At 63.1% G+C, this 24407-nt stretch carries 27 protein-coding genes; 17 read left to right on the forward strand and 10 right to left on the reverse strand.

Translation table 11 applies throughout. The features are described from left to right. Positions 1-5 precede the first annotated feature (5 nt). The gene (locus AC5J09_RS11850; RefSeq protein ID WP_100672547.1) at positions 6-1055 is read right to left on the reverse strand and encodes a class 1 fructose-bisphosphatase; all 1050 of its coding nucleotides are present in this window, start codon (positions 1053-1055) and stop codon (positions 6-8) included. 101 nt (positions 1056-1156) lie between these two features. On the opposite strand from AC5J09_RS11850, the gene AC5J09_RS11855 reads away from it, so the two are divergent. The 6 genes from AC5J09_RS11855 to pqqE all read left to right on the forward strand — a co-directional run bounded on the left by AC5J09_RS11855 (position 1157) and on the right by pqqE (position 5615). Continuing rightward, entirely contained in the window at positions 1157-2098 is a 942-nt protein-coding gene (locus AC5J09_RS11855) for a LysR family transcriptional regulator (RefSeq protein WP_100672546.1), read from the forward strand. 284 nt (positions 2099-2382) lie between these two features. Further along, a complete protein-coding gene (pqqA, locus tag AC5J09_RS11860) occupies positions 2383-2478 on the forward strand; it encodes a pyrroloquinoline quinone precursor peptide PqqA (RefSeq protein WP_003528714.1) in 96 nt (31 codons plus the stop codon). Positions 2479-2519: 41 nt separating this feature from the next. Beyond that, on the forward strand, positions 2520-3431 hold the full coding sequence (gene pqqB / locus AC5J09_RS11865) for a pyrroloquinoline quinone biosynthesis protein PqqB (protein WP_494297642.1): 912 nt from the start codon (positions 2520-2522) through the stop codon (positions 3429-3431). Further along, a complete protein-coding gene (gene pqqC, locus AC5J09_RS11870) occupies positions 3428-4198 on the forward strand; it encodes a pyrroloquinoline-quinone synthase PqqC (protein WP_494297643.1) in 771 nt (256 codons plus the stop codon). The genes pqqB and pqqC overlap by 4 nt, the downstream gene beginning before the upstream one ends. Beyond that, entirely contained in the window at positions 4195-4491 is a 297-nt protein-coding gene (gene pqqD / locus AC5J09_RS11875; RefSeq protein WP_018098044.1) for a pyrroloquinoline quinone biosynthesis peptide chaperone PqqD, read from the forward strand. Before pqqC ends, pqqD begins: the two co-directional genes overlap by 4 nt. Further along, positions 4488-5615 carry a pyrroloquinoline quinone biosynthesis protein PqqE gene (gene pqqE, locus AC5J09_RS11880; protein WP_379940440.1) on the forward strand — a complete coding sequence of 376 codons (1128 nt, stop codon included), beginning with the start codon at positions 4488-4490 and terminating at the stop codon, positions 5613-5615. Before pqqD ends, pqqE begins: the two co-directional genes overlap by 4 nt. Before the next feature lie 67 nt (positions 5616-5682). Here the strand turns inward: pqqE and AC5J09_RS11885 are convergent, their stop codons facing one another. The 3 genes from AC5J09_RS11885 to AC5J09_RS11895 all read right to left on the reverse strand — a co-directional run bounded on the left by AC5J09_RS11885 (position 5683) and on the right by AC5J09_RS11895 (position 7764). Further along, complete coding sequence (locus AC5J09_RS11885; RefSeq protein WP_494297644.1) at positions 5683-5922, reverse strand: tautomerase family protein; 240 nt, start codon at positions 5920-5922, stop codon at positions 5683-5685. Positions 5923-5975: 53 nt separating this feature from the next. Beyond that, on the reverse strand, positions 5976-6689 hold the full coding sequence (locus tag AC5J09_RS11890; protein WP_494297645.1) for an SDR family NAD(P)-dependent oxidoreductase: 714 nt from the start codon (positions 6687-6689) through the stop codon (positions 5976-5978). 142 nt (positions 6690-6831) lie between these two features. Next, on the reverse strand, positions 6832-7764 hold the full coding sequence (locus AC5J09_RS11895; RefSeq protein WP_018098040.1) for a LysR family transcriptional regulator: 933 nt from the start codon (positions 7762-7764) through the stop codon (positions 6832-6834). A 198-nt stretch (positions 7765-7962) separates the two neighbouring features. Between AC5J09_RS11895 and AC5J09_RS11900 the strand changes: the two genes are divergently transcribed. The 4 genes from AC5J09_RS11900 to AC5J09_RS11915 all read left to right on the forward strand — a co-directional run bounded on the left by AC5J09_RS11900 (position 7963) and on the right by AC5J09_RS11915 (position 12673). Next, a complete protein-coding gene (locus AC5J09_RS11900) occupies positions 7963-8637 on the forward strand; it encodes a type 1 glutamine amidotransferase domain-containing protein (protein ID WP_180980824.1) in 675 nt (224 codons plus the stop codon). Positions 8638-8809: 172 nt separating this feature from the next. Beyond that, on the forward strand, positions 8810-10564 hold the full coding sequence (locus AC5J09_RS11905) for a cytochrome c biogenesis protein DipZ (protein WP_494297646.1): 1755 nt from the start codon (positions 8810-8812) through the stop codon (positions 10562-10564). Between the two features lie 178 nt (positions 10565-10742). Next, positions 10743-11789, forward strand: a complete 1047-nt coding sequence (locus tag AC5J09_RS11910; RefSeq protein ID WP_494297647.1) for an alpha/beta fold hydrolase — start codon at positions 10743-10745, stop codon at positions 11787-11789. A 143-nt stretch (positions 11790-11932) separates the two neighbouring features. Next, positions 11933-12673, forward strand: a complete 741-nt coding sequence (locus AC5J09_RS11915) for a VOC family protein (RefSeq protein WP_494297648.1) — start codon at positions 11933-11935, stop codon at positions 12671-12673. 156 nt (positions 12674-12829) lie between these two features. On the opposite strand, the gene AC5J09_RS11920 is transcribed toward AC5J09_RS11915, so the two are convergent. From AC5J09_RS11920 to AC5J09_RS11940, 5 genes are all read right to left on the reverse strand, one after another. Next, positions 12830-14176, reverse strand: coding sequence for an ATP-binding protein (locus AC5J09_RS11920; protein WP_494297649.1), 1347 nt, complete (start codon positions 14174-14176; stop codon positions 12830-12832). Further along, positions 14176-14913, reverse strand: a complete 738-nt coding sequence (locus AC5J09_RS11925; protein ID WP_100672535.1) for a response regulator — start codon at positions 14911-14913, stop codon at positions 14176-14178. Before AC5J09_RS11925 ends, AC5J09_RS11920 begins: the two co-directional genes overlap by 1 nt. Positions 14914-15168: 255 nt before the next feature. Then, the gene (locus AC5J09_RS11930) at positions 15169-15573 is read right to left on the reverse strand and encodes a cupin domain-containing protein (protein WP_494297650.1); all 405 of its coding nucleotides are present in this window, start codon (positions 15571-15573) and stop codon (positions 15169-15171) included. A 187-nt stretch (positions 15574-15760) separates the two neighbouring features. Beyond that, positions 15761-15940, reverse strand: a complete 180-nt coding sequence (locus tag AC5J09_RS11935) for a hypothetical protein (protein ID WP_324764304.1) — start codon at positions 15938-15940, stop codon at positions 15761-15763. Positions 15941-16235: 295 nt separating this feature from the next. Further along, positions 16236-16922 (reverse strand): BON domain-containing protein, encoded by a 687-nt coding sequence (locus AC5J09_RS11940; RefSeq protein WP_324764303.1) that lies wholly within the window; start codon positions 16920-16922, stop codon positions 16236-16238. 164 nt (positions 16923-17086) lie between these two features. Between AC5J09_RS11940 and AC5J09_RS11945 the strand changes: the two genes are divergently transcribed. The 4 genes from AC5J09_RS11945 (at position 17087) to AC5J09_RS11960 (ending at position 19378) form a co-directional block, all read left to right on the forward strand. Further along, positions 17087-17260, forward strand: a complete 174-nt coding sequence (locus tag AC5J09_RS11945; protein WP_324764302.1) for a hypothetical protein — start codon at positions 17087-17089, stop codon at positions 17258-17260. 156 nt (positions 17261-17416) lie between these two features. Next, a complete protein-coding gene (locus AC5J09_RS11950) occupies positions 17417-17995 on the forward strand; it encodes a nutrient deprivation-induced protein (RefSeq protein WP_494297651.1) in 579 nt (192 codons plus the stop codon). Next, the gene (locus tag AC5J09_RS11955) at positions 17988-18407 is read left to right on the forward strand and encodes a phage holin family protein (RefSeq protein ID WP_018098028.1); all 420 of its coding nucleotides are present in this window, start codon (positions 17988-17990) and stop codon (positions 18405-18407) included. Before AC5J09_RS11950 ends, AC5J09_RS11955 begins: the two co-directional genes overlap by 8 nt. Beyond that, positions 18404-19378, forward strand: a complete 975-nt coding sequence (locus AC5J09_RS11960; RefSeq protein WP_324764300.1) for a DUF3618 domain-containing protein — start codon at positions 18404-18406, stop codon at positions 19376-19378. The genes AC5J09_RS11955 and AC5J09_RS11960 overlap by 4 nt, the downstream gene beginning before the upstream one ends. Positions 19379-19440: 62 nt before the next feature. Here the strand turns inward: AC5J09_RS11960 and AC5J09_RS11965 are convergent, their stop codons facing one another. Beyond that, positions 19441-20511 carry a LacI family DNA-binding transcriptional regulator gene (locus AC5J09_RS11965; protein ID WP_324764299.1) on the reverse strand — a complete coding sequence of 357 codons (1071 nt, stop codon included), beginning with the start codon at positions 20509-20511 and terminating at the stop codon, positions 19441-19443. A 223-nt stretch (positions 20512-20734) separates the two neighbouring features. Here AC5J09_RS11965 and AC5J09_RS11970 point away from each other — a divergent pair, with 223 nt between their 5' ends. The 3 genes from AC5J09_RS11970 to AC5J09_RS11980 all read left to right on the forward strand — a co-directional run bounded on the left by AC5J09_RS11970 (position 20735) and on the right by AC5J09_RS11980 (position 24350). After that, positions 20735-21571 carry an ABC transporter substrate-binding protein gene (locus AC5J09_RS11970; RefSeq protein WP_324764298.1) on the forward strand — a complete coding sequence of 279 codons (837 nt, stop codon included), beginning with the start codon at positions 20735-20737 and terminating at the stop codon, positions 21569-21571. Between the two features lie 61 nt (positions 21572-21632). Then, complete coding sequence (locus AC5J09_RS11975) at positions 21633-23141, forward strand: amino acid ABC transporter permease/ATP-binding protein (RefSeq protein WP_494297652.1); 1509 nt, start codon at positions 21633-21635, stop codon at positions 23139-23141. Between the two features lie 78 nt (positions 23142-23219). Further along, positions 23220-24350 carry an NAD(P)/FAD-dependent oxidoreductase gene (locus tag AC5J09_RS11980; protein ID WP_324764297.1) on the forward strand — a complete coding sequence of 377 codons (1131 nt, stop codon included), beginning with the start codon at positions 23220-23222 and terminating at the stop codon, positions 24348-24350. The last annotated feature ends 57 nt before the right edge of the window (positions 24351-24407 follow it).

The raw sequence follows: 24407 nt of genomic DNA on the forward strand, positions 1-24407 counted from the left end.
TCTCCTCAGGCCCGGAACAGACCGCGCTTGCCGAAGAGCGGAGCGCGTTCGCCAATCATGTTCGGGTCGACGTGATAGCGGGTGATGCGCGCCACCTCGCGGCGGGAGCCGAAAACCAGAGGCACGCGCTGGTGCAGATTTTCCGGAACGAGATCGAGAATGCGGTCGATGGACGTGGTGGCCGCGCCGCCGGCATTCTCGATGATGAAGGCGATGGGGTTCGCCTCGTAGACCAGCCGCAGCCGGCCCTGGCTATATCCCTTCCGGCCGTCGGCGGGATAGAGAAAGATCCCGCCGCGGATGAGGATGCGATAGGTTTCCGCGACGAGCGAGGCGATCCAGCGCATGTTGAAATCCCGCTCGCGAGGCCCCTCGGAGCCTGCCAGGCAGTCGTCGACATAGAGCCGGATGGCTTCTTCCCAGTGCCGGTAGTTCGACATGTTGATGGCAAATTCGTGCGCGCGCTCCGGGATGCTGGCCGACTTGCAGGCCTCGACGAAACATCCGAGCCTGCTGGAGAAGACGAAGATCTCCGTCCCCTTGCCGAGCGACAGCACCAGAGCGGTCTGCGGCCCGTAGATGAAGAAGCCCGCCGCCAGTTGCCGGTTTCCAGGTTGCAGGAAGGACTGGGAGGGGTCCACATCCGGCCCCTTGGCGGCGGGAAGCACCGAGAAGATCGTGCCGATGGAAACGTTGTTATCGATGTTCGAAGAGCCGTCGAGCGGGTCGATGGCAACCGCGAGGCGCGCAGCCGGGTCGAGCAGAACGGGATTTTCCAGTTCTTCCGAGGCGTAGCATGCGACGGGGGCGCCTTGCAGCGACGACAGGAACTGGTCGTCGCACAGGATGTCGAGGTCCTTCTGCAGATCGCCATCCGTGTTGCTGCTGCCGTGGGTGCCGTTGAAAGCGGTGCCGAGCGCTCCCTGGCCGACGAGCTTGCGGATGTCGAGAGCGGCCTTAGCCAGCCTCTGGATCACGGCGGCCACGTCCCGCGTAAGGTCGTCGCCGCGGGCCGTGCATGAAGCGAGGTATGCTTCGAGAGTTGCGCCTGACATGATGTCTCCTCCGCACGCTGTCGAGGGAAGGATGGCGTAAAAGGGGAGTTTGTAAAATTTATTCGTTTGACTTCATAAGTTAAATTTACTTACTTTGATCCATGCGCAACGTGACCTTTCGCCAGCTCCGCACCGTCGAAGCCGTTTGCCGGTTGGGGAAGATCAACCTCGCCGCCGAAGCCTTGGGACTGACCGGACCGGCGCTCACCCTGCAGATCCAGCATCTGGAACGGGATGCGGGCATTGCGCTCTTCGACCGCACGCGTGGCGGCATGGTGCCGACGGCTTACGGCCTTGCCTTTCTCGAAGCGGCGCGGGCGATCGAGGACAGCCTCATTGCCCTCGAGGACTCGATAGATGCCATCAAGGGGCTCAGAACCGGACGGTTGCGCCTCGGCGTCGTGTCGACCGGGAAATATTTCGCGCCGCAGCTCATTGCCGCCTTTCGCGATCAGGTTCCTGCCGTGGAGATAAATCTCTTCATCGGCAACCGGGCCGAGATCATCGCCAAGCTGCGGGACCACGAGATCGACATCGCTCTGATGGGGCGGCCGCCGCGCGATTTCGAGGTGCGGGCGCAGGTGTTCGGCGATCATCCACTGGTCTTCATCGCCCCCGCCGGTCACCCGCTCGCGGGCGTGCTGGAGATTTCACGGGAGCGGATCGCCCAGGAACAGTTCCTGGTGCGCGAAAAAGGATCGGGAACGCGTATCTCCCTCGAGATCTTCCTGAGCGACACGCCGCACGAGCTCGAGGAGCTCGGCACCGAGATCGCCTCGAACGAGACGATCAAGCAGGCCGTAATCGCCGGTCTCGGAATCGCCTTCATCTCGGCCCATACGATAGAACAGGAGGTAAAGCTCGGCAGGCTCGTGATCCTCGACGTGGTCGACACGCCGATCCGCCGGCAGTGGTTTACCGTGTCGCGCCTGGATCGTGCCGCCACCCCGGCCATGCAGGCTTTCGAGCGGTTCGTGCTGGCGTCCGGAGCGCGCTATCTTCCTGTGGTCAGCAAGCCTTATCCAGCCAACGCATTCGGCTAGAGGTGAGCTTCATGTGGGCGGAAGGCGGCGGCGACCGACACCTAGGTCGTAATTGTGGGGCACCACATCGCTTGCTACCATGCGCCCCAAGAGGAGACTTTACGATGCCTAAAAGCCCGGCTACGGCGCCGCCGGGCTCTGCCGGAGCAGCGGACTGCCGTTCCGGCCCTTGACCCGGGCAGCGACTGCTATAGGTCCTGCCTGGTTTCATGCCCGCCCCGACCGCAAGGGCGCCTGCCGGAACGGGAGCGAGCACAACGACCCCACGGGCGAATGGAGGAAGTATGGCCTGGCATAAACCGAAATTCATCGAAGTCAGCTGCGCTATGGAAATCACCCGCTATGCTCCTGCGGACGGGGATGAACCGATCCTCTTCTGAAGGCCAGCTTGACGAGGATCGGTAAGGCATCAGGTATCCCGGTGAATAAAACGTCCGATCTTCGCATCATCGTCTTGGGGGCCGCCGCCGGCGGCGGTCTCCCGCAATGGAATTGCGGCTGTCGCAACTGCGCGATGGCGCGCGATCCGGCCTCCGGCCTCAGACCGCAAACGCAGTCGTCGCTCGCGGTGAGTCTCGACGGTGAGAGCTGGGCCGTCTTCAACGCCTCCCCCGACATCCGCCAGCAGGTTCAAAACAATAGGCCGCTTCAGCCGCGCCGCCTTCGTCACAGCCCCATCGAGAGCGTGGTGCTGACGAATGGCGACATCGACCATCTGGCAGGACTTCTCGTCTTGCGGGAGAAGCAGGCATTCACCCTGTTTTCGACCGGCGCGGTCGGCCGAATCGTCGCCGACAATCCGGTCTTCCAGGTCCTCGATCCGGAACTGGTTTCAAGAGAAACCATTGAAATCGATGAGGCGTTCTCTCCGCTGTCGGGCCTCGATGCACGGCTCTTCGCCGTTCCGGGCAAGGTGCCGCTCTTTCTCGAGGACGGCGAGCCCGATCTGGGCATCGAGGGCGAGCACACGGTCGGTGTCGAACTGAAGGCCGGCGACAGGCGGGTCTATTATGTTCCGGGCTGCGCCGTGATGACGGACAGCCTCGCCGCGCGCCTGCGCGATGCCGATGCCGTCTTCTTCGACGGCACGCTCTATTCCGATGACGAGATGATCCTGACCGGGACCGGCCGCAAGACAGGCCGTCGCATGGGCCACATGCCGATCGACGGGGAGGGCGGCAGTCTCGAGGCGCTCGATCTCTTGAACATCGGCAGAAAGATCTATGTCCATATCAACAACACCAACCCGATCTGGCGGGCCGGCACCGAGCGCGAGCGCGTCGAGGCCCGCGGTTTCGAGATCGGCTATGACGGCATGGAGGTCCGGCTGTGACGACGGCAACTGACAGACAAGCTTTCCATGCCCGCCTGCTGGAGATCGGCAAGGAGCGCTATCATGACAAGCATCCGTTTCATGCGATGCTCCATGGCGGCGGTTGCACGACGACGCAGGTCCGCGCCTGGGTGATCAACCGCTATTATTACCAGAGCCGCATCCCCATGAAGGATGCGGCCTTTCTGTCGCGTTGCGACGACCCGGATATGCGCCGGGCCTGGCGCTCCCGCATCGAAGATCACGACGGTGGCATCGAAGAGGGCGGCGGCATCCGGCGCTGGCTGCGTCTGGCCGAGGCCGTCGGACTCGATCCAGCCTATGTCGGCTCGGCAAGGGGCGTTCTGCCATCGACCCGGTTTGCCGTGGACGCCTATGTCTCCTTCGTGCGTGAGAAGCCGCTCCTCGAGGCGGTGGCCTCCTCGCTGACGGAGCTTTTTGCGCCGAAGATCCACTCGGAGCGCATTACCGGGCTGCTGGAGCACTACGCCTTCGCCGATGACGCGGCGCTCGCCTACTTCCGCCAGAGGCTGGCGGAGGCGCCCCGGGATGTCGAGTTCGGCCTCGCTTATGTCCTCGACCATGCCGACACGCGGGAAAAGCAGGACGCTGCCGCTCAGGCTCTCACCTTCAAGACGGATGTTCTTTGGGCCCAGCTCGATGCACTTTATTCGGCCTATGTCACGCCGGGGCGCATTCCGCCGGGTGCCTGGGACGGCCGGGAGGGGGTGATCCGCGAGCCGAGAGCACGGGAGGCGGCGGAATGACGGCCGACGCGCCCGAGATTTCAGGGTCGAGCGTCGTCAAGCTGGCACGAGGGGTCCGGCTGCATGAGGATCCGGTCCGCGGCCAGACGGTGCTTCTGGCTCCGGAGCGTGCCATGGCCGTGGACGACATCGCCGTCGCCATCGTTCAGGCTCTCGATGGCGAACGAAACCTTGACCGGATCGCCGCCGATTTTGCCGAGAAGTTCGACGCCCCGGTCGAAGAGATCGCGGAGGATGTCAGGACTTTCGTCCAGGAGCTCTCGGTCCGCCGCATGCTGGAGATCGTCCAATGAGCGATACCATCGCCCGACCAGCCGATATTGTGCGCGCCATCCCGCGTGTTCCCCCGCCGATGGCCATGCTGGCCGAACTGACGCATCGCTGCCCGCTCGCCTGTCCCTATTGCTCCAACCCGATCGCCCTGACGCAAGCCAAGGAAGAACTGTCGACCGAGGAATGGACAGGCGTCTTCGCGCAAGCCGCCGATCTCGGCGTTCTGCATCTGCACCTGTCCGGCGGGGAGCCTGCCGCGCGCCGGGACCTCGTCGAATTGACGCAGGCGGCGAGTTCGCTGGGCCTTTACACCAACCTGATCACCTCGGGCGTGGGACTGACGGAGGCGAGGATGAACAGTCTCGCCGAGGTAGGGCTCGACCATATTCAACTTTCCATCCAGGGCGTTTCTCCCGAAAGCGCCGATCGGATCGGCGGGTACAAAGGCGGCTATGAACGGAAAATGGCGGTTGCGGGCTGGGCGGCAGATGCCGCTATACCGCTGACGCTGAACGCCGTCTGCCACAGGCAGAACATGGGCGAGATCGATGAGATGATCGAGCTGGCGATCCGGCTGAAGGCGCGACGCATCGAAGTCGCCACGGTGCAGTTCCACGGCTGGGCCGAGCGCAACAAAGAGGTTCTCATGCCAACCCGCGAGCAGGTCGAGCGCGCTACGCGAACCGTCGCCGAAGCACGCGAGAAGTATCAAGGCATATTGGTGATCGACTATGTGCCCGCCGATTATTATTCGAAGTATCCAAAGGCCTGCATGGGCGGCTGGGGCCGGGTCGGCTTGAACGTCACTCCGTCGGGGCGGGTGCTTCCATGCCATGCCGCGGAAACCATTCCGAGCCTCTCCTTCGAGAACGTGCGCGAAAAATCACTTTCCAGCATCTGGTACGAGAGCAATGCGTTCAATGCCTATCGCGGCGAGGACTGGATGCCGGAGCTCTGTCGGAGCTGCGAGCGCAAGAAGGTGGATTTCGGTGGGTGCCGCTGCCAGGCGATGGCGCTTGCCGGCGACGCGAGCGCAACGGACCCGGTTTGCACCCGGTCTCCGCTTCGCGATCGCCTGACGCTTGAAGTCGAACAGCTTTCGGCGCCGCCGGTCGTCGCCATGAATTATCGCGGCCGGGCATGACCGTTAAATGTGTCGGCACGCTTCTAAAGTGAAGCGTGCCACGAGCGGCGGGGCAGATGAGCCGGTTTCAGAATTGTGCCGCCTCCGCTCGCTGCCGGCGGTATTGCACCGTCGGGAGGCCACCCCAGCCCCAGTTATCGAGATCGACTTCCTCGATAACCACATAGGTGGATTCAAGCGGTTTGTTCAGGACATCGAGCAGCACTTCGCTGACGCCCCTGATGATCGCGGCCTTCTCCTCGGCGGTGACCGAGTTGCGGCCGGATGCGCTTCCCTCGCGGGTAACCTGTACGGTGACGATAGGCATTGCAGTCTCCTTTGCGGATCTGGTTCGTGTGTCGTCGCAGGGCGATATGCCGTTTACCAGCGTCCCGCGTTCTGACCGCCGTCGACATGAAGGATCTCGCCGGTGATGAATCCCGCATTTTCGAGATAGAGGACGGCATCCACGACGTCGCGAATTTCGCCCATCCGGCCGACCGGGTGCAGGCCGGCGAGCGTCGAATGCGTCTCAGCCGGATGCATCGAGGTCTTGATTACTCCTGGGGAGACCGCGTTGACGCGGACGCCGCTCCTGGAAAACTCCATCGCCAGCGATCGGGTCACCGCGTTCAGGCCACCTTTGGTGAGCGACGCGAGTGCGGAGGGCATGCCGACCATCGGCTGATCGACCAGGCTGGTGGTGATGCTGACAATATGGCCCGAACTCTGCTTCAGCATTTCCGCTGCGGCACGCTGGGTGATGTGGAAGAAGCCGGCGACATTCACCCCGAGATTGTGGTCGTAATCCTCCTGGGTCATTTCGACGAACGGCTTGGCGAGGAAAACGCCGGCATTGTTCACCAGAGAGTCGATGCGGCCGAAGCGCTCGATCCCCTCGCGCACGATCCGGTCGGCGGTCTCCGGCTGACTGATGTCGCCGGCGACTGTATGGATATCCGGATCGGCGCTCGGCTTGATGGACCGGGAGGTCGCGACGACGCGGTAGTTCCGGTCACGATAGGCGCGAACCAGTCCGGCGCCGATGCCTTGCGAGGCGCCGGTGATGACGGCGACTTTCTGTTCGTTACGCATTGATGTGATCCTTTCTCGATCGCAGCGGCCGCCTCCTGCGTCCGCCCTCCGCCCTCGGCGTTGGTGCGATCGAAATTAGATCGGTGCGATCTTTGGGAGAATTGCCGGCACTTGACAGACACTCGACCGGATTTCGGCATAATCAGGTAAGCGTGCCCGCCTCCGCTGCCATGCGCGCAAATTCGGAGCGCAGGCGCGGCGCCGCAAAGTCGACAAAGGCGCGGACCTTGGGGACCGACATTCGGCCCTGCGGTGCGAGCAAATGCGCCGGCAGGGGCGGATGCTCGGCATCGGAGAGCACGATCTCCAGGCGCCCGTCCTTCACATATTCCGCGACGTGATAGGAATAAAGCCTCGTCAGGCCGCGCCCGGCAGCCGCCGAAGCGGCGGCAGCGCGCACGCTGTTGACGATGCACCTGGGCTTAAACTGGATCGTCCTGGGGAGGGATGAGCCTTTCGCCGGTGTGAAGCTCCAGGATTCCAGACCGAAATTGGTGAAGGCCAGTATCTGGTGCTTGGCGAGATCGGCCGGTTCTTCGATGCGGGGGTGATTGGCGAGGTACCGAGGCGAGGCGACCACGACGCGCCGCACATCGCCGCCAAGCCGGGTGGAGATGAGCGACGAGTCTGCCAGTTGGCCGATGCGCAGCGCTATGTCGACGCCTTCGTCCACCAGGTTGACGAAGCGATCGAGGAGAAGAAGCCGGACAGAAACGGTCGGGTAGAGATCGAGAAAATCATCCAGGATGGGGCGAAGTATTTCCTCCCCGAGGATTGGCGGCGACGAAATCGTCAACATCCCGCGGGGTGCGGAGCGCTCGCCTCCTGCGAGCATGTCGGCTTCCTCGAGGTCGGTTAGTACCCTTCGGCAGGCAGCCGCATAGCGTTGGCCTGCTTCACTCAGTTTGAGGGTGCGGGTGGTTCGATGCAGAAGCTCGACGCCGACATGCGCTTCGAGGAAGCTCAAGGCGCGACTCACCGCTGTGGGCGAGCGCTTCAGCCGGCGGGCCGCCCCGGCGAGGCTGCCTTCGTCGATCGCGGCGACGAAAACTTTCATTGCATCAATGCGGTCCATTATTCTGCCGTTCCTCGGTACAGTGACTGCCACAAAGCGAGTATTCACCCGAAGACGGCAATACGCAAATGATGGTGGCAAGGCTGCACTGGCCGGCAGACCTGCGAGAGCCTCGCCAACATACGGTCACGGCTCGAGAATAGGCTGCGTATCCGCGCGATCCTGCGCTTGGAAGCGCTTCAACGAAGGAGAATGACCATGAAGATCCTGATGGTTCTGACTTCGCATGACCGGCTCGGCAATACAGGCAAGCCGACCGGCTTCTGGCTGGAGGAGTTTGCTGCGCCCTATTACGTGTTCAAGGACGCCGGGGCGGAGGTCACGATCGCGTCGCCCAAGGGCGGCCAGCCGCCGATCGATCCCAAGAGCGATGAGCCAGCCAGCCGGACTGCAGCGATGGAGCGCTTCAAGGAGGACCCTGCAGCCAGGGAAGCATTGGCAAATACTCTGAAGCTCGGTGAAGTCAACCAGGAGGACTACGACGCGGTGTTCTATCCGGGCGGACACGGTCCGATGTGGGACCTCGTCAACGACAGGAATTCCATCGCCCTTATCGAAGGCTTCTACGACGCGGGCAAGCCGGTCGCCGCCGTCTGCCACGGCCCGGCCGTCCTGACGCAGGTCACGCATCGCGGCGAGCCCATCGTCAAGGGAAGGCGCGTCACGGGCTTCACCAATTCCGAAGAGGAGGCCGTTCAACTGACCGATGTCGTGCCCTTCCTGGTCGAAGACGAATTGAAGCGCCTCGGCGGGCGCTACGAGAAGGCTGAGGATTGGGCCGACTTCACGGTTGTGGACGGCAGGCTGGTCACCGGCCAGAACCCGTCGTCGTCCACATCCGCCGCCAGAGAACTGCTGAAGCTTCTACAGTAGTCATCCTTGCCGGCTGGCCTGATGCTGCAGAAGGCCCGTGAGGCTTTCTGCACTTCGATACAGATCCCCTCGTTACGAGACACAATCGGGATACCTCGCTCTGGTCCCATGCTCCGCGTGTCAAGCGCGACCGCCGCCGCGAGAGGCGCAGGTCCAATGCAGAGGGACGAAAATGATCCTTTTCACGATAGCTTATCTTGCAGGTGTGCTGACCATCCTCAGCCCCTGCATCCTCCCGGTCTTGCCCTTCGTGTTTTCGCGGGCCGGCCAGCCCTTCGCCAGGAGCGTTCTACCGATGCTCGTCGGCATGGTTCTCACATTCTCTGGCGTGGCAACACTCGCCGCGCTCGGCGGGGACTGGGCGGTGAACGCGAATGTGGCCGGGCGGTATGCGGCGATCGCAGTGCTCGCCGGTTTCGGCGTGACCCTGCTTTCGGCGCGGGCCGCGGCCCTGTTCACTCGTCCGGCTGTCGCACTCGGCAGCCGGCTCTCACAAAGGGTGGCCGGTCAGCAGCCGAGCGTCGGAGCGTCTCTCCTTCTCGGTGTTGCAACCGGACTTCTTTGGGCGCCCTGCGCAGGCCCAGTTCTGGGCCTGGTGCTGACCGGCGCCGCCCTCCATGGTGCGAATGTCGAGACCACGCTTCTGCTGGCGGCCTATGCTGCCGGCGCGGCGACTTCGCTCGCCTTGGCCGTTCTTGCCGGGGGGAGAGTGTTTGCGGCGATGAAGCGCTCACTCGGCCTTGGCGAGCGGCTCCGGCAGGGCCTCGGCATTGCCGTCCTTGCCGGCGTTGCCGCAATCGCGCTGGGGCTCGATACGGGGCAGCTTGCGCGCCTCTCCTATGCAAGCACCGCAGCCCTGGAGCAGTCGCTCCTCGACCGTGTACGGGACGAACCCGTCGAGGAGAGGGCGAGCGCGTCAACGGCCGCCGACGGCGAGCGACCGGCCTACCGAAGCGACTTGCCGGTGGAAGGCATGTTCCCGCCGCTGGACGGTGCCGTCGAGTGGGTCAACTCGAAGCCTTTGAGCGTGGAACAGCTGCGCGGCAAGGTCGTGCTCGTCGATTTCTGGACCTACTCCTGCATCAATTGCATCCGTACGATCCCCTATGTCCGCGCCTGGGCCGAGAAGTACCGGGACCAGGGGCTGGTGGTGATCGGCGTGCATGCGCCCGAATTCGCCTTCGAAAAGCGCATCGACAACGTCAAGAGCGCAGTGACGGATTTCGATATCCGCTATCCCGTTGCGATCGACAACGATTTCGCGATCTGGCGGGCCTTCGGCAACAGCTACTGGCCGGCGCACTATTTCATCGATGCAGAAGGGCGGATCAGACACCATCACTTCGGTGAGGGCGATTATGCGCGGTCGGAGCGCGTTATACAGGAGCTGCTCGCGGAAGCGGCAGGGAATAGCCGGAGCGACAGTGGTTTCGTGCAGCCGGATGCGACGGGTGCAGAAGCCGCGCCCGATCTCGCCCACCTCCAGTCGGGCGAGGATTATGTCGGCTACATGCGCGCTTCGAACTTCGTGTCGCCGGAGCGTGTCGCAGCCGATGCGGCGCGCGACTATACCGCCGGCAAGCCTCGGCTCAATCAATGGAGTCTCGCCGGCAACTGGACGGTTGGTGCAGAGCAGGCGACACTCAATCGGGCCGGGGGCGCAATCACCTACAAGTTCAGCGCGCGCGATCTGCACCTTGTCCTCGGCCCTGGGAAAAACGGCGGCAAGGTGCGCTTTCAGGTGAAAGTCGACGGTGTAGCACCGGGCCCGGATCACGGTTCGGACATCAATTCCGACGGCAATGGAACGGTGGGCGAGACGCGCCTCTATCAGCTCGTAAGGCAGTCGGGAGAAGTGCGCGAACGGACGTTCGAGATACGCTTTCTCGATCCCGGCGTTGAAGCCTTCGTTTTTACATTCGGATGAAAGAAGAGAGGAGAGCGCGCGTCGGTGCCGTGAGGTCTGGCGCGCGTGAATTGTAGCCTACTGTATCGGCGGCCGTGAAACGGTACACGGGCTTTCAATTGCGGTCGGGCGGGCTCACATTCGAGATACATCACCATCGCATTTCACGGCTGTGGTTCACACTATCCGGAGAAGTTCGATGACAGGGGAATTCAATCTGCGGCGGCGGCGGTTCATGGGAATGGCGGCATTGACCGTCGCTGCGGCGCATTTCGGCGTTGGACGCGGCGCCCTCGCAAAATCAACGAGCGAGGCTCGCATTCCGGCGACAACGCCGGGGACCAATACATCTTTCGCTAAGATCAGGCAGATCGACGCGGGTGTCCTCAACATCGGGTATGCCGAGGCGGGCGCGAGCGATGGCCCCGTGGTCATCCTGCTGCATGGCTGGCCCTATGACATCCACACCTATGTCGATGTGGCGCCCCTGCTCGCCAATGCGGGCTACCGGGTGGTCGTTCCTTATCTGCGTGGCTACGGCACGACGCGATTTTTATCCCCCGACACACCGCGCAACGGTCAGCAGGCGGCGATCGCCGCCGACATCGTCGCCCTGATGGATGCGCTCGGCATCGAGAAGGCCGTCATCGCCGGCTGCGATTGGGGCGCACGCACCGCCAATATCGTCGCCGCACTCTGGCCGGAGCGCTGCAAGGCATTGGTTTCGGTGAGCGGCTATCTGATCGGCAGCCGTGAAACCAATAGAAAGCCTTTGCCGCCGAAGGCGGAGCTTGCCTGGTGGTACCAGTTCTACTTCGCCACGGAGCGCGGGCGCGCGGGCTACGAACAGTACCGGAAGGACTTCGCGAAGCTCATCTGGCAGCTCGCATCGCCGAAATGGGGTTTTGACGACGCCACCTTCAATCGAAGCGCTGAGGCCTTGGACAACCCGGATCATGTCGACATTACCATCAATAATTACCGCTGGCGGATCGGCCTTGCCGACGGCGAGCGCAAATATGATGGGCTGGAAGCCCGGCTTGCCGAACTGCCGGTGATAGGTGTTCCGACGATCACCCTGGAAGGCGATGCCAATGGCGCTCCGCATCCGGAGCCCGCGGCCTATGCCAAGAAGTTCTCCGGCAAGTACGAACACCGGCTGATCTCGGGCGGTATCGGTCACAACCTGCCGCAGGAAGCCCCACAGGCTTTTGCCCAGGCGGTCGTCGACGTCGATCGTTTCTGATCGCTTTCGCCTGCGGAGCAATGTCCTCGTATCGAACTGTATCCGCCGGCGGTCCCGTGCGGATTGGCTTACAAATTCCGCCCCTTGCGAAACATCCCATACACGTGCGGGGCGGCATATGTGTCTCGACAGTCGGACGAGGCATGCAGCTTCCGTCCCGCATCGTCAACCAAGAAGGCACATGGCGCCTTGCGCCTCCCAGACAAGAGGAGAATGACATGACCACCGCAATCAATAGCGAAAGAGCCCGGCCGGTCGATATGAAGCTCGAAGTTATCGTCGTACCCGTGTCGGATGTCGATCGCGCAAAGGAATTCTACGCGAGCCTCGGCTGGAGGCTCGACGCCGACTTTGCCGGTGCCGACGACTACCGCGTGATACAGTTTACCCCGCCCGGATCGGGTGCCTCGGTCATCTTCGGAAGGCATGTGACCGATGCGGAACCGGGTTCTGCGCAGGGATTGTACCTCATCGTTTCCGACATCGAGGCCGCCCGCGAGGAGTTGCGCGGCCGCGGCGTCGATATCAGCGAGGTGTTCCATGCGGGCGACGTGAATGCCGGGAGCGACGAACCGTATCTGTTCGGAACGCATCGTGTCGACGGCCCTGATCCCGAGCGCCGCAGCTATCGCTCCTACGCTTCGTTCCGCGATCCGGACGGCAATGGCTGGCTTTTCCAGGAGGTCACCACGCGATTGCCCGGCCGCGTCGACGCGGACGCGACGGCGTTCGGTTCGGCCGCCGATCTCGCAGCCGCGTTCCGCCGCGCCGAAGCAGCCCACGGCGAGTACGAAAAGCAGCTCGGACACCGGGACGAGGACTGGCCCATCTGGTACGCCGATTACATTGTCCGGGAGCAGTCCGGCGAGCCGCAGCCAGCCTGAGACACTGCAGCCTGAAACGATCATGTGTAACGGGGCGGTCGAGACCGCCCCGTTCCTTTGGTAAGCTGCCCGTCTCGCGGATCAGACGGGGTCGATAGCTCCTCAGGCAGCCCTTGGAGCACTTCCGGGAAGTGCGTCGTTTTAAAGGTGAGCGTTTCACTGTTCTGATGAAACAGTGAAACGCTCCAGGGAAAGCTCCGCGGCAAGGCCGCCGCCGTCGCGGTTGCGCAAGGTCAGGGAGCCGCCGATGACCGTTGCGAGCTGTTGGGCGATTGCGAGGCCGAGCCCGGTCCCGCCCGTATCCCGGCTGCGTGATTGCTCCAGGCGGAAGAAGGGCTGCAGAACCGCTTCGAGCTGGTCTTCCGGAATGCCGGGACCGCGATCGAGGACGTTTATGGTCACTGTGCCCTCGGGACGGCGCTGAACCTCGATCTCGGCGCTGCCCCCGAACTTCAGCGCATTGTCGATCAGGTTGGTGAGAATCCGTCTCAAGGCATGCGGCCGGGTCACGATTGCGCCGTCCGCCAATTTGCCGAAAGTGACGGCCTTGCCGGTATCCTGATAATCATAGGCCAAACTCTCGATGAACGAGGCGAGATCGATGCGGGTAGCCTTTTCGTCCTTGCCGTGAGCGCTGCGTGCATAGGCGACACCTTCCCGGACGAGACGTTCGACCTCGTCCAGATCCCTCATCAGCTTGTCTCTCTCGATGGACGCTTCGGCCATTTCCGCTCGGAGTTTCATCCGTGTGATCGGTGTTTGCAGGTCATGCGAGATCGCGGCCAATATCTGCACGCGCTCCTCCAGATACTGCGCGATGCGATCCCGCATCGCATTGAATGCCGTCGCCGCATAGGCGACTTCCCTCGGTCCGGTCTCGCTGAGGCGCGGCGTCTTGCTGTTCGGATCGAGCGTGTCGGCGGCCTTCGCCAGATCCGCGAGCGGGCGGGTGGCCTGCCGCACTGCTAACCAGCTGCACAGGACCAGAAGGGAGAGCTGAGCGACGAGAACGTAAGGCAGCCAGTCGGCAACCGGCATGACGCCCCTTGGCGTGACGTCGATCGTCAGCGGCTCGCCGTCGCTCAAGCGAAGATGTGCCTGAAGACGGCGGACGCCGCCGGGGATGGATTCGACCTCGATCGAATATTTCGCACCGATGGCAGCCCGGACCTTGTCGGCGACCTCGGCGTCGGCCTCATTGAGCACGGGACTGCCGGGCATGCCCGGCCCCAGGACGAAGCGGTAGGATCCGCGAGCGAGCCGGCCCAGCCAGGCGGCGCGTTCGCTCGCGGGCAGCCGGTCGAGAATGGCGATCGACGTCGCGACGTCGGTTTCGAGCGTATTGAACATCACCGACCTGGCGGCGATGTAGCGTTCCGAGAACAGAACCGCAAAGGACATGGCGTGGGCGACCGCCAAACCGGTGAGAAGGATAACGAAAAGCCGCGCCCTGAGTGTGCGCGGCCACAGGTGAATACCATGGAGAATCGACCGCGCCGCCATCAGCGGGGCTCCACGATCTCGACCGGCACCGAAAAAACATAGCCTTCGCTGCGGACGGTCTTGATATAGGTCGGCTCCCGGGCATCGTCGCCAAGCCGCTGACGAACCCGGCTGACCAGGAGATCAATAGATCTGTCGAAGAGTTCGGCCTCGCGCCCCTGTGTGAGGTTGAGGAGCTGGTCGCGGTTGAGAACGCGCTGGGGGTGATCGACGAAGACGCGCAGCAGCCGGTATTCGGCGCCGCTGAGCGCGATCGCAGTACCGTCCGCATCGATGAGATGCCTTGCCGTCGTGTCGAGCCTCCATTGGCCGAAACGCAACAGCTGACCCGCCTCCGAGACCTGCAGGTTCGCCGGCAGCATTCGCGCGCGCCGCAGGACCGCCTTGATGCGGGCGAGCAGTTCGCGCGCCGAGAACGGTTTGGCGATATAGTCGTCGGCGCCCATTTCCAGCCCGATGATGCGGTCCATCTCGTCCGAGCGGGCGGTCAGCATGACGATGGGCGTCGCCTTGTGTCTGCCGACACGCAGCTCGCGGCTCAAGACGAGGCCGTCGTCGCCCGGCATCATCAGATCGAGAACGATCAGATCGACCGTATTCGCCTCCAGGAAGGTCCGCATCTGCCGCCCGTCGGCGACGGCGGTCACCCGCAAACCGTTCTTCTTCAGGTAAGCCGACACAAGCTCGCGGATTTCCCGATCGTCATCGACGATCAGGATGTGATCGATATGCTCCATGGCAAGACACCCCTTTGACCGCCATTTCTTATCAGAACGAGAATACCGTGACAGCAGTATTCACCGGCTCATGCCTGTGCCGTAATGCGGGGGTCAACGCAAGGACCGGAAAGCGGCACGCAGCTCGGCGCTGAAGAGATCCGGCCCTTCCCACGCGGCGAAATGTCTGCCTCTGTCCACGCGGTTGAGACCGGCGGGAGCATGGAGCCGCCGGTTTGTTGTCGCGCCGCGGTTCTCGGCATCCATGACGGACGCTCACTTGGCCGGAACGACAAGCGGGGAGCCTTTTTCGACGATGTATGTCGCGAGTTCCGATGCCTTGCCGCTTCCGACATTCTTCGCGAGGTGAGCCACCCCGGCCGGAATGAACAGGGCATCGCCGGCATGAAGCGTGACCGGCGCTCTCCCCTCGAGCTGATATTCCAACGAGCCTTCGAGCACATAGGCCACCTCTTCGCCCGGATGGGAGTGCTTGATGGAGACGGCACCGGGATCGAAATCGACGCGCACCTGGATCGTTTCGCGGCCCGACTGGCCGAGATCGTGCTGCAAGAGATCGGTGCGGTGAAGTCCCGCATGTTGCGCATTGGCCGCTTGCAATGCCAATCCGCTTCCAACGACCAGCAGCGCGGCCGCCAAGATCCGAGACGTCTTCTTCATAGAGGTCATCCTTTCCGCTTTGGCAGAGGCTCGTCCTCGATGCCAGTGCGGTTATTTGAACGACCGCGTGTATTGACGATGTGTCGGCCGGGCGGGACTTTTGTAACGGCATGTGTCTGCGGCGAAGGCGTCGGCCTTCGCCGCACGACGCCGACGATGGCCACGCTTATTCGCCGGCCCGCCTGCATCAAATCCGATCGAGGCTCCGCCAGGGCGCCTGGCGGTCGAGGATGGTGGATCCGGGGCACCAGGTGGACGAGCGGTTCCATGGGCTCGCTTGCTGGCGCCACAGAGGACCGAACCACAGAAGCACGAGCGCCGCTCCCAGCGGGAGGGCGGGGATCGCGATGAACAATGCCGTTTGCATAAGCTTTGTCGGTCACGCGGGGGTAACCGCTCCTATCGGCCGTTGTGCGGCCTCTCGATTCTTACAACCGGATGGTCCTAAGAAAGTTCCTTGCAGTGCACATGCTCGCCGGGGCGGCTGCGAAGTCTTCGATGCGAGCAGATGGGGAACTTTTCACGCCATGAACTGTCGGGCGCGCCTTGTTCGTTGATCCCACCTCCGGTCGCTGCCGCTTTAGCCATTGATCCAGCGCCCTCCTGGACGGAAGACCGATGCACACTTTCCCGGAAGAGCCGTTCCCCTGGATGCCTGCCTCTCAAGCGATGTTGCGGTCGGTGTTGCCGGCATTCCAGCCGGGTGATCCTCCCGACGGGCGGATGCGAAGGCTGTTCTGGACTTGCTTCACGCCGGAGACGGCCTCGGCGCAGTCCTCGGCGCGGCGTTTGGCCCATTTGGAATCGACCAAACCGCTCAGTTGGACTTCGCCATTGGTGACCGAGACCGCGATATCGGAGGCGTCGAGCATTCCGTCGTCGCTCAGGCGATCGCTCACATCTTCCTGGATGCGGGTGTCCGAACGGATGTAGCCCTTAGGACCTTTGCCGCGATGCTGGTCCATCTCGCGTCTACGCTCGGCGCCCTTGTCGCCCAACCACGACGCGACTTCGTCGCTGGCGCGTTCGAGAAAGCCGCGCTCCCCGTAGCCCCTGCCGAGGCGGGGATAGTCCTCGCCATAGTCGTCGTCGCGGTAAAAGCCTCCACCGCCGAAGTGACCTGGACCGTATGCGCGTTCCCGTTCCCAGCTGTCATCGCGGCCGCGATATGTGCCGGAGCGGCCCGGCTCGTTACCGGCAAAATACTCCGAGCTCTCGTAGTCCGTAAGCCGCGGACCGGCAGTCAAGGCGCGGCGCCTCTCGTCCTCGTAGGTTTGGCCGCGCCGGCGCCGGTCCGATTCGGGATAGCTCTCGTAGACGTCGCGGCTCCAGCTCCTGTTCCTGGCCATGATCTCCTCCTTGGCTTGGTTCGTCGACGTCGGTCAAACCCGCGAGCAGACACTCGGTTCCGGCGCAATGAGCGCTGCGGCACGGGCCCGGGCATGCCGCGGAAACAGGACCGCCCGGAACCTTCGGCGGCCGACACGGTTGGCTGCATTGAGGAGATACGACGATGTTGACGAACTATTTCTGGCTTTTTGTCACCGGCGGTGGCGCCTTCATACTCGGCGCTGCGATCGCCTATGCCATCTTGAAGCAGAGGCCGCTCTCGCGCGCCGAAAAGCAGGCGCAGAAGCGCAAGGTCGAGGAACTTTACGAACAGTCGCCGGAGAACCGGCCCCGCTGATCGCCGGGCGGCGAGATGGCTGCAACGGGAGGCTTCCTGAACGAGCGAAGCACGCCAGGGGAAGGCCTGCGGCGCTTTGCAGGGAACAAGGCTCCAAATGGCTCGTTTGATTGCGTAGACGATAACGATCCCCGTTATGCATGGGAGGAATTGACAATGACCAATGACACAAGCGGAAGCGGGTCCGGCGATCCCTTGGGCAGGCCTTTGACGTCCGCGCAAGGCATCGAGCGCGTGAGCGGCGTGCAAGCCGGTGACACCCGCGGACAGGGGGGGGCGGGTGACCGCAGCCTCGAGAACGCCGTGCGTGAAGACATGAACGAGTTCAAAGAGTTCGCCAGTGAACAGACGGAACAGGCAAAGGCGGCGGTCGGCCGCGCCGTGGAGGATGAGAAAAACGTGGCAGCACGCCAGTTGAGCGGTGTTGCTGACGCACTCGAGAAGGTCGGAAACGAACTCGAACAATCGGATCAACGGGCCATCGGCCGCTATGCAAAGCAGATCGGCACGTCGCTCCAGGGCTTCGCACGCAAGGCAGAGGGCCGCAATCTCGGCGAGATCGCCGGAATGGTCGAAGATTTCGGCCGAAAGCAGCCACTCGCCTTCCTCGGCATGGCCGCGATCGCAGGACTGGCCGCAAGTCGGTTCCTCACCGCTTCGCCTCCACGCCGCGACGGACGGGATGCTTCGGGACGGACCCGTCAATCAAGCGAGAAGGAACGCTATAATGGCTAATCATCGGGACGAGCGCCCCCTGACGGAACTGATGACCGGACTGGTGGCGGATATATCCGGTCTTTTCCGGAAGGAAATCGACCTCGCGAAAGCCGAGGCATCCGAGAACCTCAATCGAGCGGTCGGCAGCCTCGAGACGCTCCTCGTCGGGCTGATCTTTGCCATAGGCGCAGTCGGCGTGCTGCTGAGTGCCGTCGTCCAGGGTCTGGGCGCCTTCCTCGTGGCTCAGGGCATGACCGAAGCGAATGCCGATGCGTTGTCGGCGGCCATCGTCGGCGTGGTTGTCGCCTTGCTTGCCTGGGTGATGATTTCGCGCGGCCTCTCGGCGCTCAAGGGCAGCAGCATCCAGTTCGATCGGACGGCCGCCTCCCTGCAGCGCGACGCGAACGTGGTGAAGGAGAGACTGCAATGAACGATTCCGCACACACCCACTCCGCTGCCGAACTGCAGCGCGAAATAGAGGCCGATCGCCAGCGAATCGAGGAAAAGCTCCACGAAATTCAGGAGCGCATGTCGCCGGGAGAACTAATGGACGAACTGCTCGAATATGCAAAAACGAGCGGCGGATCCGAATATCTGAGCAATCTCGGCGTGGCGCTCAAGTCAAACCCGATCCCGGTTGCCCTGATGGGGGTAAGCCTCGCCTGGCTGATCGCCAACCCCGCCTCGCGCGCGCCGCGACACGGGGAGGGGAATGACGATGCGGATGATTACCCGCTTGCACCCGTAAGGGGCTCCGTCCGGAGAGTGGGGCCGGTGGAGGCGAGCTTCGGCGAGCGCTACAGTCACTTCACGGATGAAAGCGGCAGCCGCTTCCGCGCCCTGACGGACGATGCCGGCCGGCGGGCCGGCCACTTCGTCGACCCGGCCGGGAAGATCTATCGCGGCTTTACCGACGCGGCAGGCAAGCAGATCGAAGATATCAGGGACGAGACCGGCGCCCTGTTCGACGAAGCGTCCGGCTGGGCGTCCCGGACGTGGAGACAGGTGAGCGCCGCAGCGGGCCGTATGTCCGATTCGGTGACGGGAGCCGGCAGGTCTCTCGCCGGCAGCATGCAGGGTGCCGGCCGGTCACTCGAAGAACAGGGCGCGCAGCTCAACGCCGCTATCTTGAGGCATTTCCGCGACCAGCCGCTTGTCGGCGGAGCGCTCGCCTTTGCCGTCGGTGCGGCAATCGGGGCGGCGCTGCCCCACAGCGAGGCCGAGGACGAGGCACTAGGCGAAATGGCGGAAGATGTGCGGTCCAATCTCGCGGCCAGGGCGAATGCCGGCGTGGCGCAAGCCATGGAGGCCGGGCAGGAAATCCTCGACAAGGCCGGTGATGCGGCGCTGGAAGTGCATGACGCGGCCAAGGATCGCCTGCAGCAGTCGGTCCGGGAGTAACCTCCCGGGGGAGTTCCGCGCTTCGTTGAAAGCGGAACTTCCCCAGCCAAGCGTCGAAAGGATTACGCCGGCGCTTCAGCGACCGAGGCGCGTTCGACGATTTCCGTTTGCAGAACGACCCGGCGGGCTTCCATGTCGTTCCCGCTGAGGCGTTCAACAAGCAATTGGGCGGCCCTTTCGCCCAATCGGTAAACCGGTTGCCTAACCACCGTGACAGGCGGCGATGTCACGGACGTCCAGTCAGCGTCATGAAACGAGACGAGCGACAGGTCGCTGGGAATAGCAAGGCCGATCGCGCGGCTTGCCTTGAAGACCTCGAGTCCGATCAAGCTATCGGAGGCTATGATCGCAGTCGGACGCATGCTCGCCCGCAAAATGTCGGTGGCGATACGGTGCGTATGCGCCGGCGAGGACGCGCCGACATGCACCCACCTTTCCATCTCGGCCAGGCTCGCCTCTCGGCAAACAGCCAGAAATCCTTCGATACGTCGGCGTACCGAGCCCGTATTGATATCGGCCGGCGTGCGGAATAGATGATCGGGCGTGTCGCAGGCGGTGAGATAGGCGATGCGTCGGTGGCCGAGCGCAAGAAGCCTACGCGTGACGCCCTCGGCAGCGTCTCTGTCGTCGGCGATAACGGTATCGACGTCGAGTGCCTCGCTGCCGCGGTCGAGTAGCGCCAGCGGCCGCCCCGAGCGGGCCACTTCCTGCAGGTGGTCAAGTTCACTTTCCTTGGCGGGTGAGACGATCAGGCCGTCCACCCGTTTGGCAAGCAGCGTACGGATCGCCGCCTTCTCCGCGACGACGTCCTCGCCCGAATTTATTAGGATGACGGTAAAGCCCGCTTGCCGGGCGACGTCGGTGATGCCCCGCACGGCCAGGCTGAAGAACGGGTTTTCGATGTCGCCGACCACGACGCCGATCGTGCCTGATCGGCCCGTCGTCATGCTTCGGGCAAGCTCGTTTGGCCGGTAATCGAGCGAACGGGCGGCGGCGGTCACGGCTTCGCGCACCCGATCGCTAACCGTTCCGTAGCCGCCCAGAACGCGTGCTGCCGTCGCCTTCGAGACGCCGGCCCGACGCGCGACGTCGGCAACGGTGACGGAGGTGGGTCGGGACGGATTCTGGTCCATAATTGCTAGCCTTACAAGACATATTGACGACTGGCAAACACGAAGATAACAATTGCAACAAGAAATGAGACCGGTCTCAACGGGGGTGAGACCGGTCTCCAAGAACAAAAGCTTCTAATAGGGGCATGCGATGGCATGCTACCGGACGCGCGGGTGATCCGGCCGACCGGGGAGGGCCTTGTCCTTTCAACATTGCAAAAACACCACCAGAGGAGAAAAACCGATGAACTCATTCCAAGTCTTGCATGTGCCGCTCGCCAGATTGGGCGCGGCCATCGCTGCAATAGTCTTTGGCCTTGCGGCAGGTGCCCTGGCACCGGCCGCCGCTCAGGACAATCCCTTTGGTCTGATCGACCCCACAACCATCAGCGTCGGTACGATGGGTGATGCCAAGCCATACGCGTTCTCAACTGCTGACGGCAATTTCACCGGCTTCGACATCGAACTCCTGCTCGACGTGGCCAAGCGGATCGGCTTCGAGAGGGAACAGGTGATCTTCACCGGGCAGGATTTCTCGGCCCTCATGCCCTCGGTCGCCAACGGCCGATTCGACGTGGCGGCGGCCGCGATCGGAACGACAGAGAAGCGCAAGGAAACAGTCGACTTTTCCGACGGCTATCTTGCAGGCTACCTTTCCGTGCTCACCGCGGACGCGGATATCACCGGCGCCGAAGGCTTAAAGGGCAAGCGGCTTGGGGTCGTGCAAGGCACCCTCCAGGAAATTTATGCACAGAAGAACTTCACGGGCACCGATCTCGTCAAATTCCCGGACAATAACTCTGCCGTATCCGGACTGAACAACGGCACGATCGATGCGCATTTCCTCGATTACGAGGCGGCAAAAGACTATGCCGGCCGGTATGAGGACCTGAAAGTGGCGGTGAACATTCCGAGCTTCGACGCGCCGGCCGGTTTCGTCATCCGCAAGGGCAACGATGCCCTGCGGGAGGCCCTGAACAAGGCTTTGCAGGCCGCCATGCAGGATGGAACCTGGAAGACCCTGCACGAAAAATGGTTCCCCGGCACGCCGATGCCAGCCGATTATCTCCCGAAGCCCTAAATCCCGCTTTCCGGTCCGATCGTCGTGGGTCGGACCGGCCTTTCCTTCAGGGGGCCGCCTGATGAACTGGCTTGAAAACCTTCGCCGCAGCTTCTTCGATTGGGGCGCGATGGCCGAAGTCCTGCCGACCATGATCACGGTCGGTCTGAAAAACACGTTGATCCTGGCGGCCGCCTCGACAGTACTCGGCATCGTCATCGGCATGGTGCTCGCCATCATGGGCATTTCGCGGTCGCCCTGGCTGCGTATCCCGGCCCGCATCTATACGGACATCTTCCGCGGTCTGCCGGCCATCGTCACCATCCTGCTGATCGGTCAGGGCTTTGCGCGCATCGGCCGCGAACTGTTCGGCCCGTCGCCCTATCCTCTCGGCGTTCTCGCGCTCAGCCTCATAGCGGGCGCCTATATCGGCGAGATCTTCCGTTCAGGCATCCAGAGCGTCGAACGCGGCCAGATGGAGGCGTGCCGGGCGCTCAGTATGAGCTACGGCCAGGGCATGCGCCTTATCGTCGTGCCGCAGGGCGTGCGTAGGGTCCTCCCGGCACTGGTAAACCAGTTCATCGGCAATGTGAAAGATTCGAGCCTCGTCTATTTCCTCGGCCTGCTGGCTTCCGAACGCGAGATTTTCCGCGTTGGCCAGGATCAGGCCGTGGTGACCGGCAATCTCTCGCCGCTCCTTCTCGCGGGCGTCTTCTATCTCTTCGTCACGGTGCCGCTCACGCATTTCGTCAACGCCATCGACAGCCGTCTCAGGCTTGGCAAGCAGCAATCGGCGGCCATTACAAGCGGGCTGGAGGAGGTTAGCGAACTCGATCGCGCCGATCACGCCTCGCAGATCGCCTTCAAGGGCGGCAGTTTGGAAGTCCGCGATCTCGGCATGGCCTATGGCGAGCTCGACGTGCTGAAGGGCGTCGACCTCTCGGTGAGGCCCGGCAGCGTCACCTGCATTATCGGCCCTTCCGGTTCGGGTAAGTCGACACTTCTGCGCTGCCTCAACCGTCTGGTGGAGCCGAAGTGCGGCGACATCCTGCTCGACGGCGACAGCATTCTCACAATGAAGCCGGAGCGGCTCCGCCGCCGGGTGGGTATGGTCTTCCAGCACTTCAACCTCTTTCCGGATCACACGGCTCTCGAAAACGTCATGCTGTCGCTGACGAAGATAAAGGGTCTGCCGAGGGCCGAAGCGGAACGCATCGCAAAGGTGCGGCTTGCCGATGTCGGTCTCGCCAGCCGCCAGCATCATCGCCCCGGTGGTCTCTCCGGCGGACAGCAGCAGCGCGTCGCGATAGCCCGCGCGCTGGCCATGGAACCCGAAGTCATCCTATTCGACGAGGTGACGAGCGCGCTGGACCCCGAGCTCGTTAAGGGTGTGCTCAACCTCATGGCCGATCTCGGTAAAGGCGGCATGACCATGGTCGTCGTCACGCACGAGATGGGCTTTGCCCGACGTGTCGCCGACCAGGTCGTTTTCATGGACGAGGGGCGCATCGTCGAGGCAGGCACGCCCGAGGCGATCTTCGACTATCCGCAGAGCCCACGCCTTCAGCGTTTCCTCGCCGAAGTGCTCTGAAGGCAAGGGGAGAAGACGACGATGAGGGCCCATCCTCGCATCACCTGACCTGTCCAACCGATCGAAAGACAATTGACCATGACGGATAACATCATCACTTCGGCGGTCATCATCGGCGCCGGCATTTTCGGCGTCTCAACGGGCGTGCAGCTTGCCCGGCGGGGCATTCGCGTGACCATCCTGAACGATGGCCCGCCGGCCGGCGGCGCTTCCGGCCGCTCGCTCTCCTGGTTGAACTCGTCGCGTATTCGCTCCGAACCCTATCACCGGCTGCGCATGGCGGGCATCGATCGCTACCGCACGCTCTCGGCGCGCTTCCCCGATGCGGACTGGCTTCGCTTCGACGGTGGCCTGACCTGGGATGCCGATGACTCGAGCAACGGCATCGACGCAGCCTATCGCCATGAAGTCTCGCTCGGCTATGATGCAAAGCGCCTCGCGCCGGGCGAAGTCGCGGCAGTGACGCCGGGTCTCAACGCGCGCGCGATCACGCCTCAGGGCGCGATCTTCAATCCGGGTGAAGGGTGGGTCGATCTGCCGATCCTGATCAACCTGCTTATCGAAGAGTTTGCCAAGCTCGGCGGCACGCTCGTGACCGATGAGGGTGCGGCAAGGGTCGTTGTCGAAGGCGGTAGGGCGGTTGGCACCGAAACGGCCGCGGGCAATCGCTTCCTGGGGGATGCCGTCCTGCTGGCCACCGGCTCAGCCGTGCCGAAGATGGTGGAGCAAGCCGGCGAGACCATCGACGATGCAACGCCGGTCGCGCTTCTGGTGCGAACGAAGCCGCTTGCCCATCCTTTGCGCGCCGTCTTGAACACGCCGCGTGTCGCCGTCCGCCCCGCGCCGGGCGGCACCTTCTCGCTGGATGCCGATTGGGCGGCGGATGAAGGCGTGAAGATGCATGAGGACGGTTGTCGCGACATCGATGCGGCCGTCGTAGATGCGCTCCTAACCGAGGCGTCAAAGGTAATGGAGGGCAATCCGAAGCTCGAGATCGCCTCCATCGGCGTCGGCGGCAAACCCATTCCAGGAGACGGCGAACCGGTGTTGGGAGCGCTCAAGGCCATTCCCGGCTACTACGTCGCCTTCAGCCACAGCGGTGCGACGCTTGGCCTTATCGTTGGTGAGCTTCTGGCTTATGAGATCGCAACGGGTGTTGAGCATCCGATGCTCGCCACATTTCGTCCGGAACGCTTCACATCGCCGTAGCGGAAGGCGACGATCACGTCAGCCCCGACGCCGCGGAGGAGCAGGGAACAAATATCC

The sequence above is a fragment of the Sinorhizobium sp. genome (genome assembly GCF_059070375.1).

What these genes read in the sequence shown, in the direction of transcription:
- AC5J09_RS11850 (WP_100672547.1), bottom strand. Translation starts at nt 1,055, where the DNA reads ATGTCAGGCGCAACTCTCGAAGCATACCTCGCTTCATGCACGGCCCGC.
- AC5J09_RS11855 (WP_100672546.1), top strand. Translation starts at nt 1,157, where the DNA reads ATGCGCAACGTGACCTTTCGCCAGCTCCGCACCGTCGAAGCCGTTTGC.
- pqqA (WP_003528714.1), top strand. Translation starts at nt 2,383, where the DNA reads ATGGCCTGGCATAAACCGAAATTCATCGAAGTCAGCTGCGCTATGGAA.
- pqqD (WP_018098044.1), top strand. Translation starts at nt 4,195, where the DNA reads ATGACGGCCGACGCGCCCGAGATTTCAGGGTCGAGCGTCGTCAAGCTG.
- pqqE (WP_379940440.1), top strand. Translation starts at nt 4,488, where the DNA reads ATGAGCGATACCATCGCCCGACCAGCCGATATTGTGCGCGCCATCCCG.
- AC5J09_RS11885 (WP_494297644.1), bottom strand. Translation starts at nt 5,922, where the DNA reads ATGCCTATCGTCACCGTACAGGTTACCCGCGAGGGAAGCGCATCCGGC.
- AC5J09_RS11890 (WP_494297645.1), bottom strand. Translation starts at nt 6,689, where the DNA reads ATGCGTAACGAACAGAAAGTCGCCGTCATCACCGGCGCCTCGCAAGGC.
- AC5J09_RS11895 (WP_018098040.1), bottom strand. Translation starts at nt 7,764, where the DNA reads ATGGACCGCATTGATGCAATGAAAGTTTTCGTCGCCGCGATCGACGAA.
- AC5J09_RS11900 (WP_180980824.1), top strand. Translation starts at nt 7,963, where the DNA reads ATGAAGATCCTGATGGTTCTGACTTCGCATGACCGGCTCGGCAATACA.
- AC5J09_RS11905 (WP_494297646.1), top strand. Translation starts at nt 8,810, where the DNA reads ATGATCCTTTTCACGATAGCTTATCTTGCAGGTGTGCTGACCATCCTC.
- AC5J09_RS11910 (WP_494297647.1), top strand. Translation starts at nt 10,743, where the DNA reads ATGACAGGGGAATTCAATCTGCGGCGGCGGCGGTTCATGGGAATGGCG.
- AC5J09_RS11915 (WP_494297648.1), top strand. Translation starts at nt 11,933, where the DNA reads ATGCAGCTTCCGTCCCGCATCGTCAACCAAGAAGGCACATGGCGCCTT.
- AC5J09_RS11920 (WP_494297649.1), bottom strand. Translation starts at nt 14,176, where the DNA reads ATGGCGGCGCGGTCGATTCTCCATGGTATTCACCTGTGGCCGCGCACA.
- AC5J09_RS11925 (WP_100672535.1), bottom strand. Translation starts at nt 14,913, where the DNA reads ATGGAGCATATCGATCACATCCTGATCGTCGATGACGATCGGGAAATC.
- AC5J09_RS11930 (WP_494297650.1), bottom strand. Translation starts at nt 15,573, where the DNA reads ATGAAGAAGACGTCTCGGATCTTGGCGGCCGCGCTGCTGGTCGTTGGA.
- AC5J09_RS11935 (WP_324764304.1), bottom strand. Translation starts at nt 15,940, where the DNA reads ATGCAAACGGCATTGTTCATCGCGATCCCCGCCCTCCCGCTGGGAGCG.
- AC5J09_RS11940 (WP_324764303.1), bottom strand. Translation starts at nt 16,922, where the DNA reads ATGGCCAGGAACAGGAGCTGGAGCCGCGACGTCTACGAGAGCTATCCC.
- AC5J09_RS11945 (WP_324764302.1), top strand. Translation starts at nt 17,087, where the DNA reads ATGTTGACGAACTATTTCTGGCTTTTTGTCACCGGCGGTGGCGCCTTC.
- AC5J09_RS11950 (WP_494297651.1), top strand. Translation starts at nt 17,417, where the DNA reads ATGACCAATGACACAAGCGGAAGCGGGTCCGGCGATCCCTTGGGCAGG.
- AC5J09_RS11955 (WP_018098028.1), top strand. Translation starts at nt 17,988, where the DNA reads ATGGCTAATCATCGGGACGAGCGCCCCCTGACGGAACTGATGACCGGA.
- AC5J09_RS11960 (WP_324764300.1), top strand. Translation starts at nt 18,404, where the DNA reads ATGAACGATTCCGCACACACCCACTCCGCTGCCGAACTGCAGCGCGAA.
- AC5J09_RS11965 (WP_324764299.1), bottom strand. Translation starts at nt 20,511, where the DNA reads ATGGACCAGAATCCGTCCCGACCCACCTCCGTCACCGTTGCCGACGTC.
- AC5J09_RS11970 (WP_324764298.1), top strand. Translation starts at nt 20,735, where the DNA reads ATGAACTCATTCCAAGTCTTGCATGTGCCGCTCGCCAGATTGGGCGCG.
- AC5J09_RS11975 (WP_494297652.1), top strand. Translation starts at nt 21,633, where the DNA reads ATGAACTGGCTTGAAAACCTTCGCCGCAGCTTCTTCGATTGGGGCGCG.
- AC5J09_RS11980 (WP_324764297.1), top strand. Translation starts at nt 23,220, where the DNA reads ATGACGGATAACATCATCACTTCGGCGGTCATCATCGGCGCCGGCATT.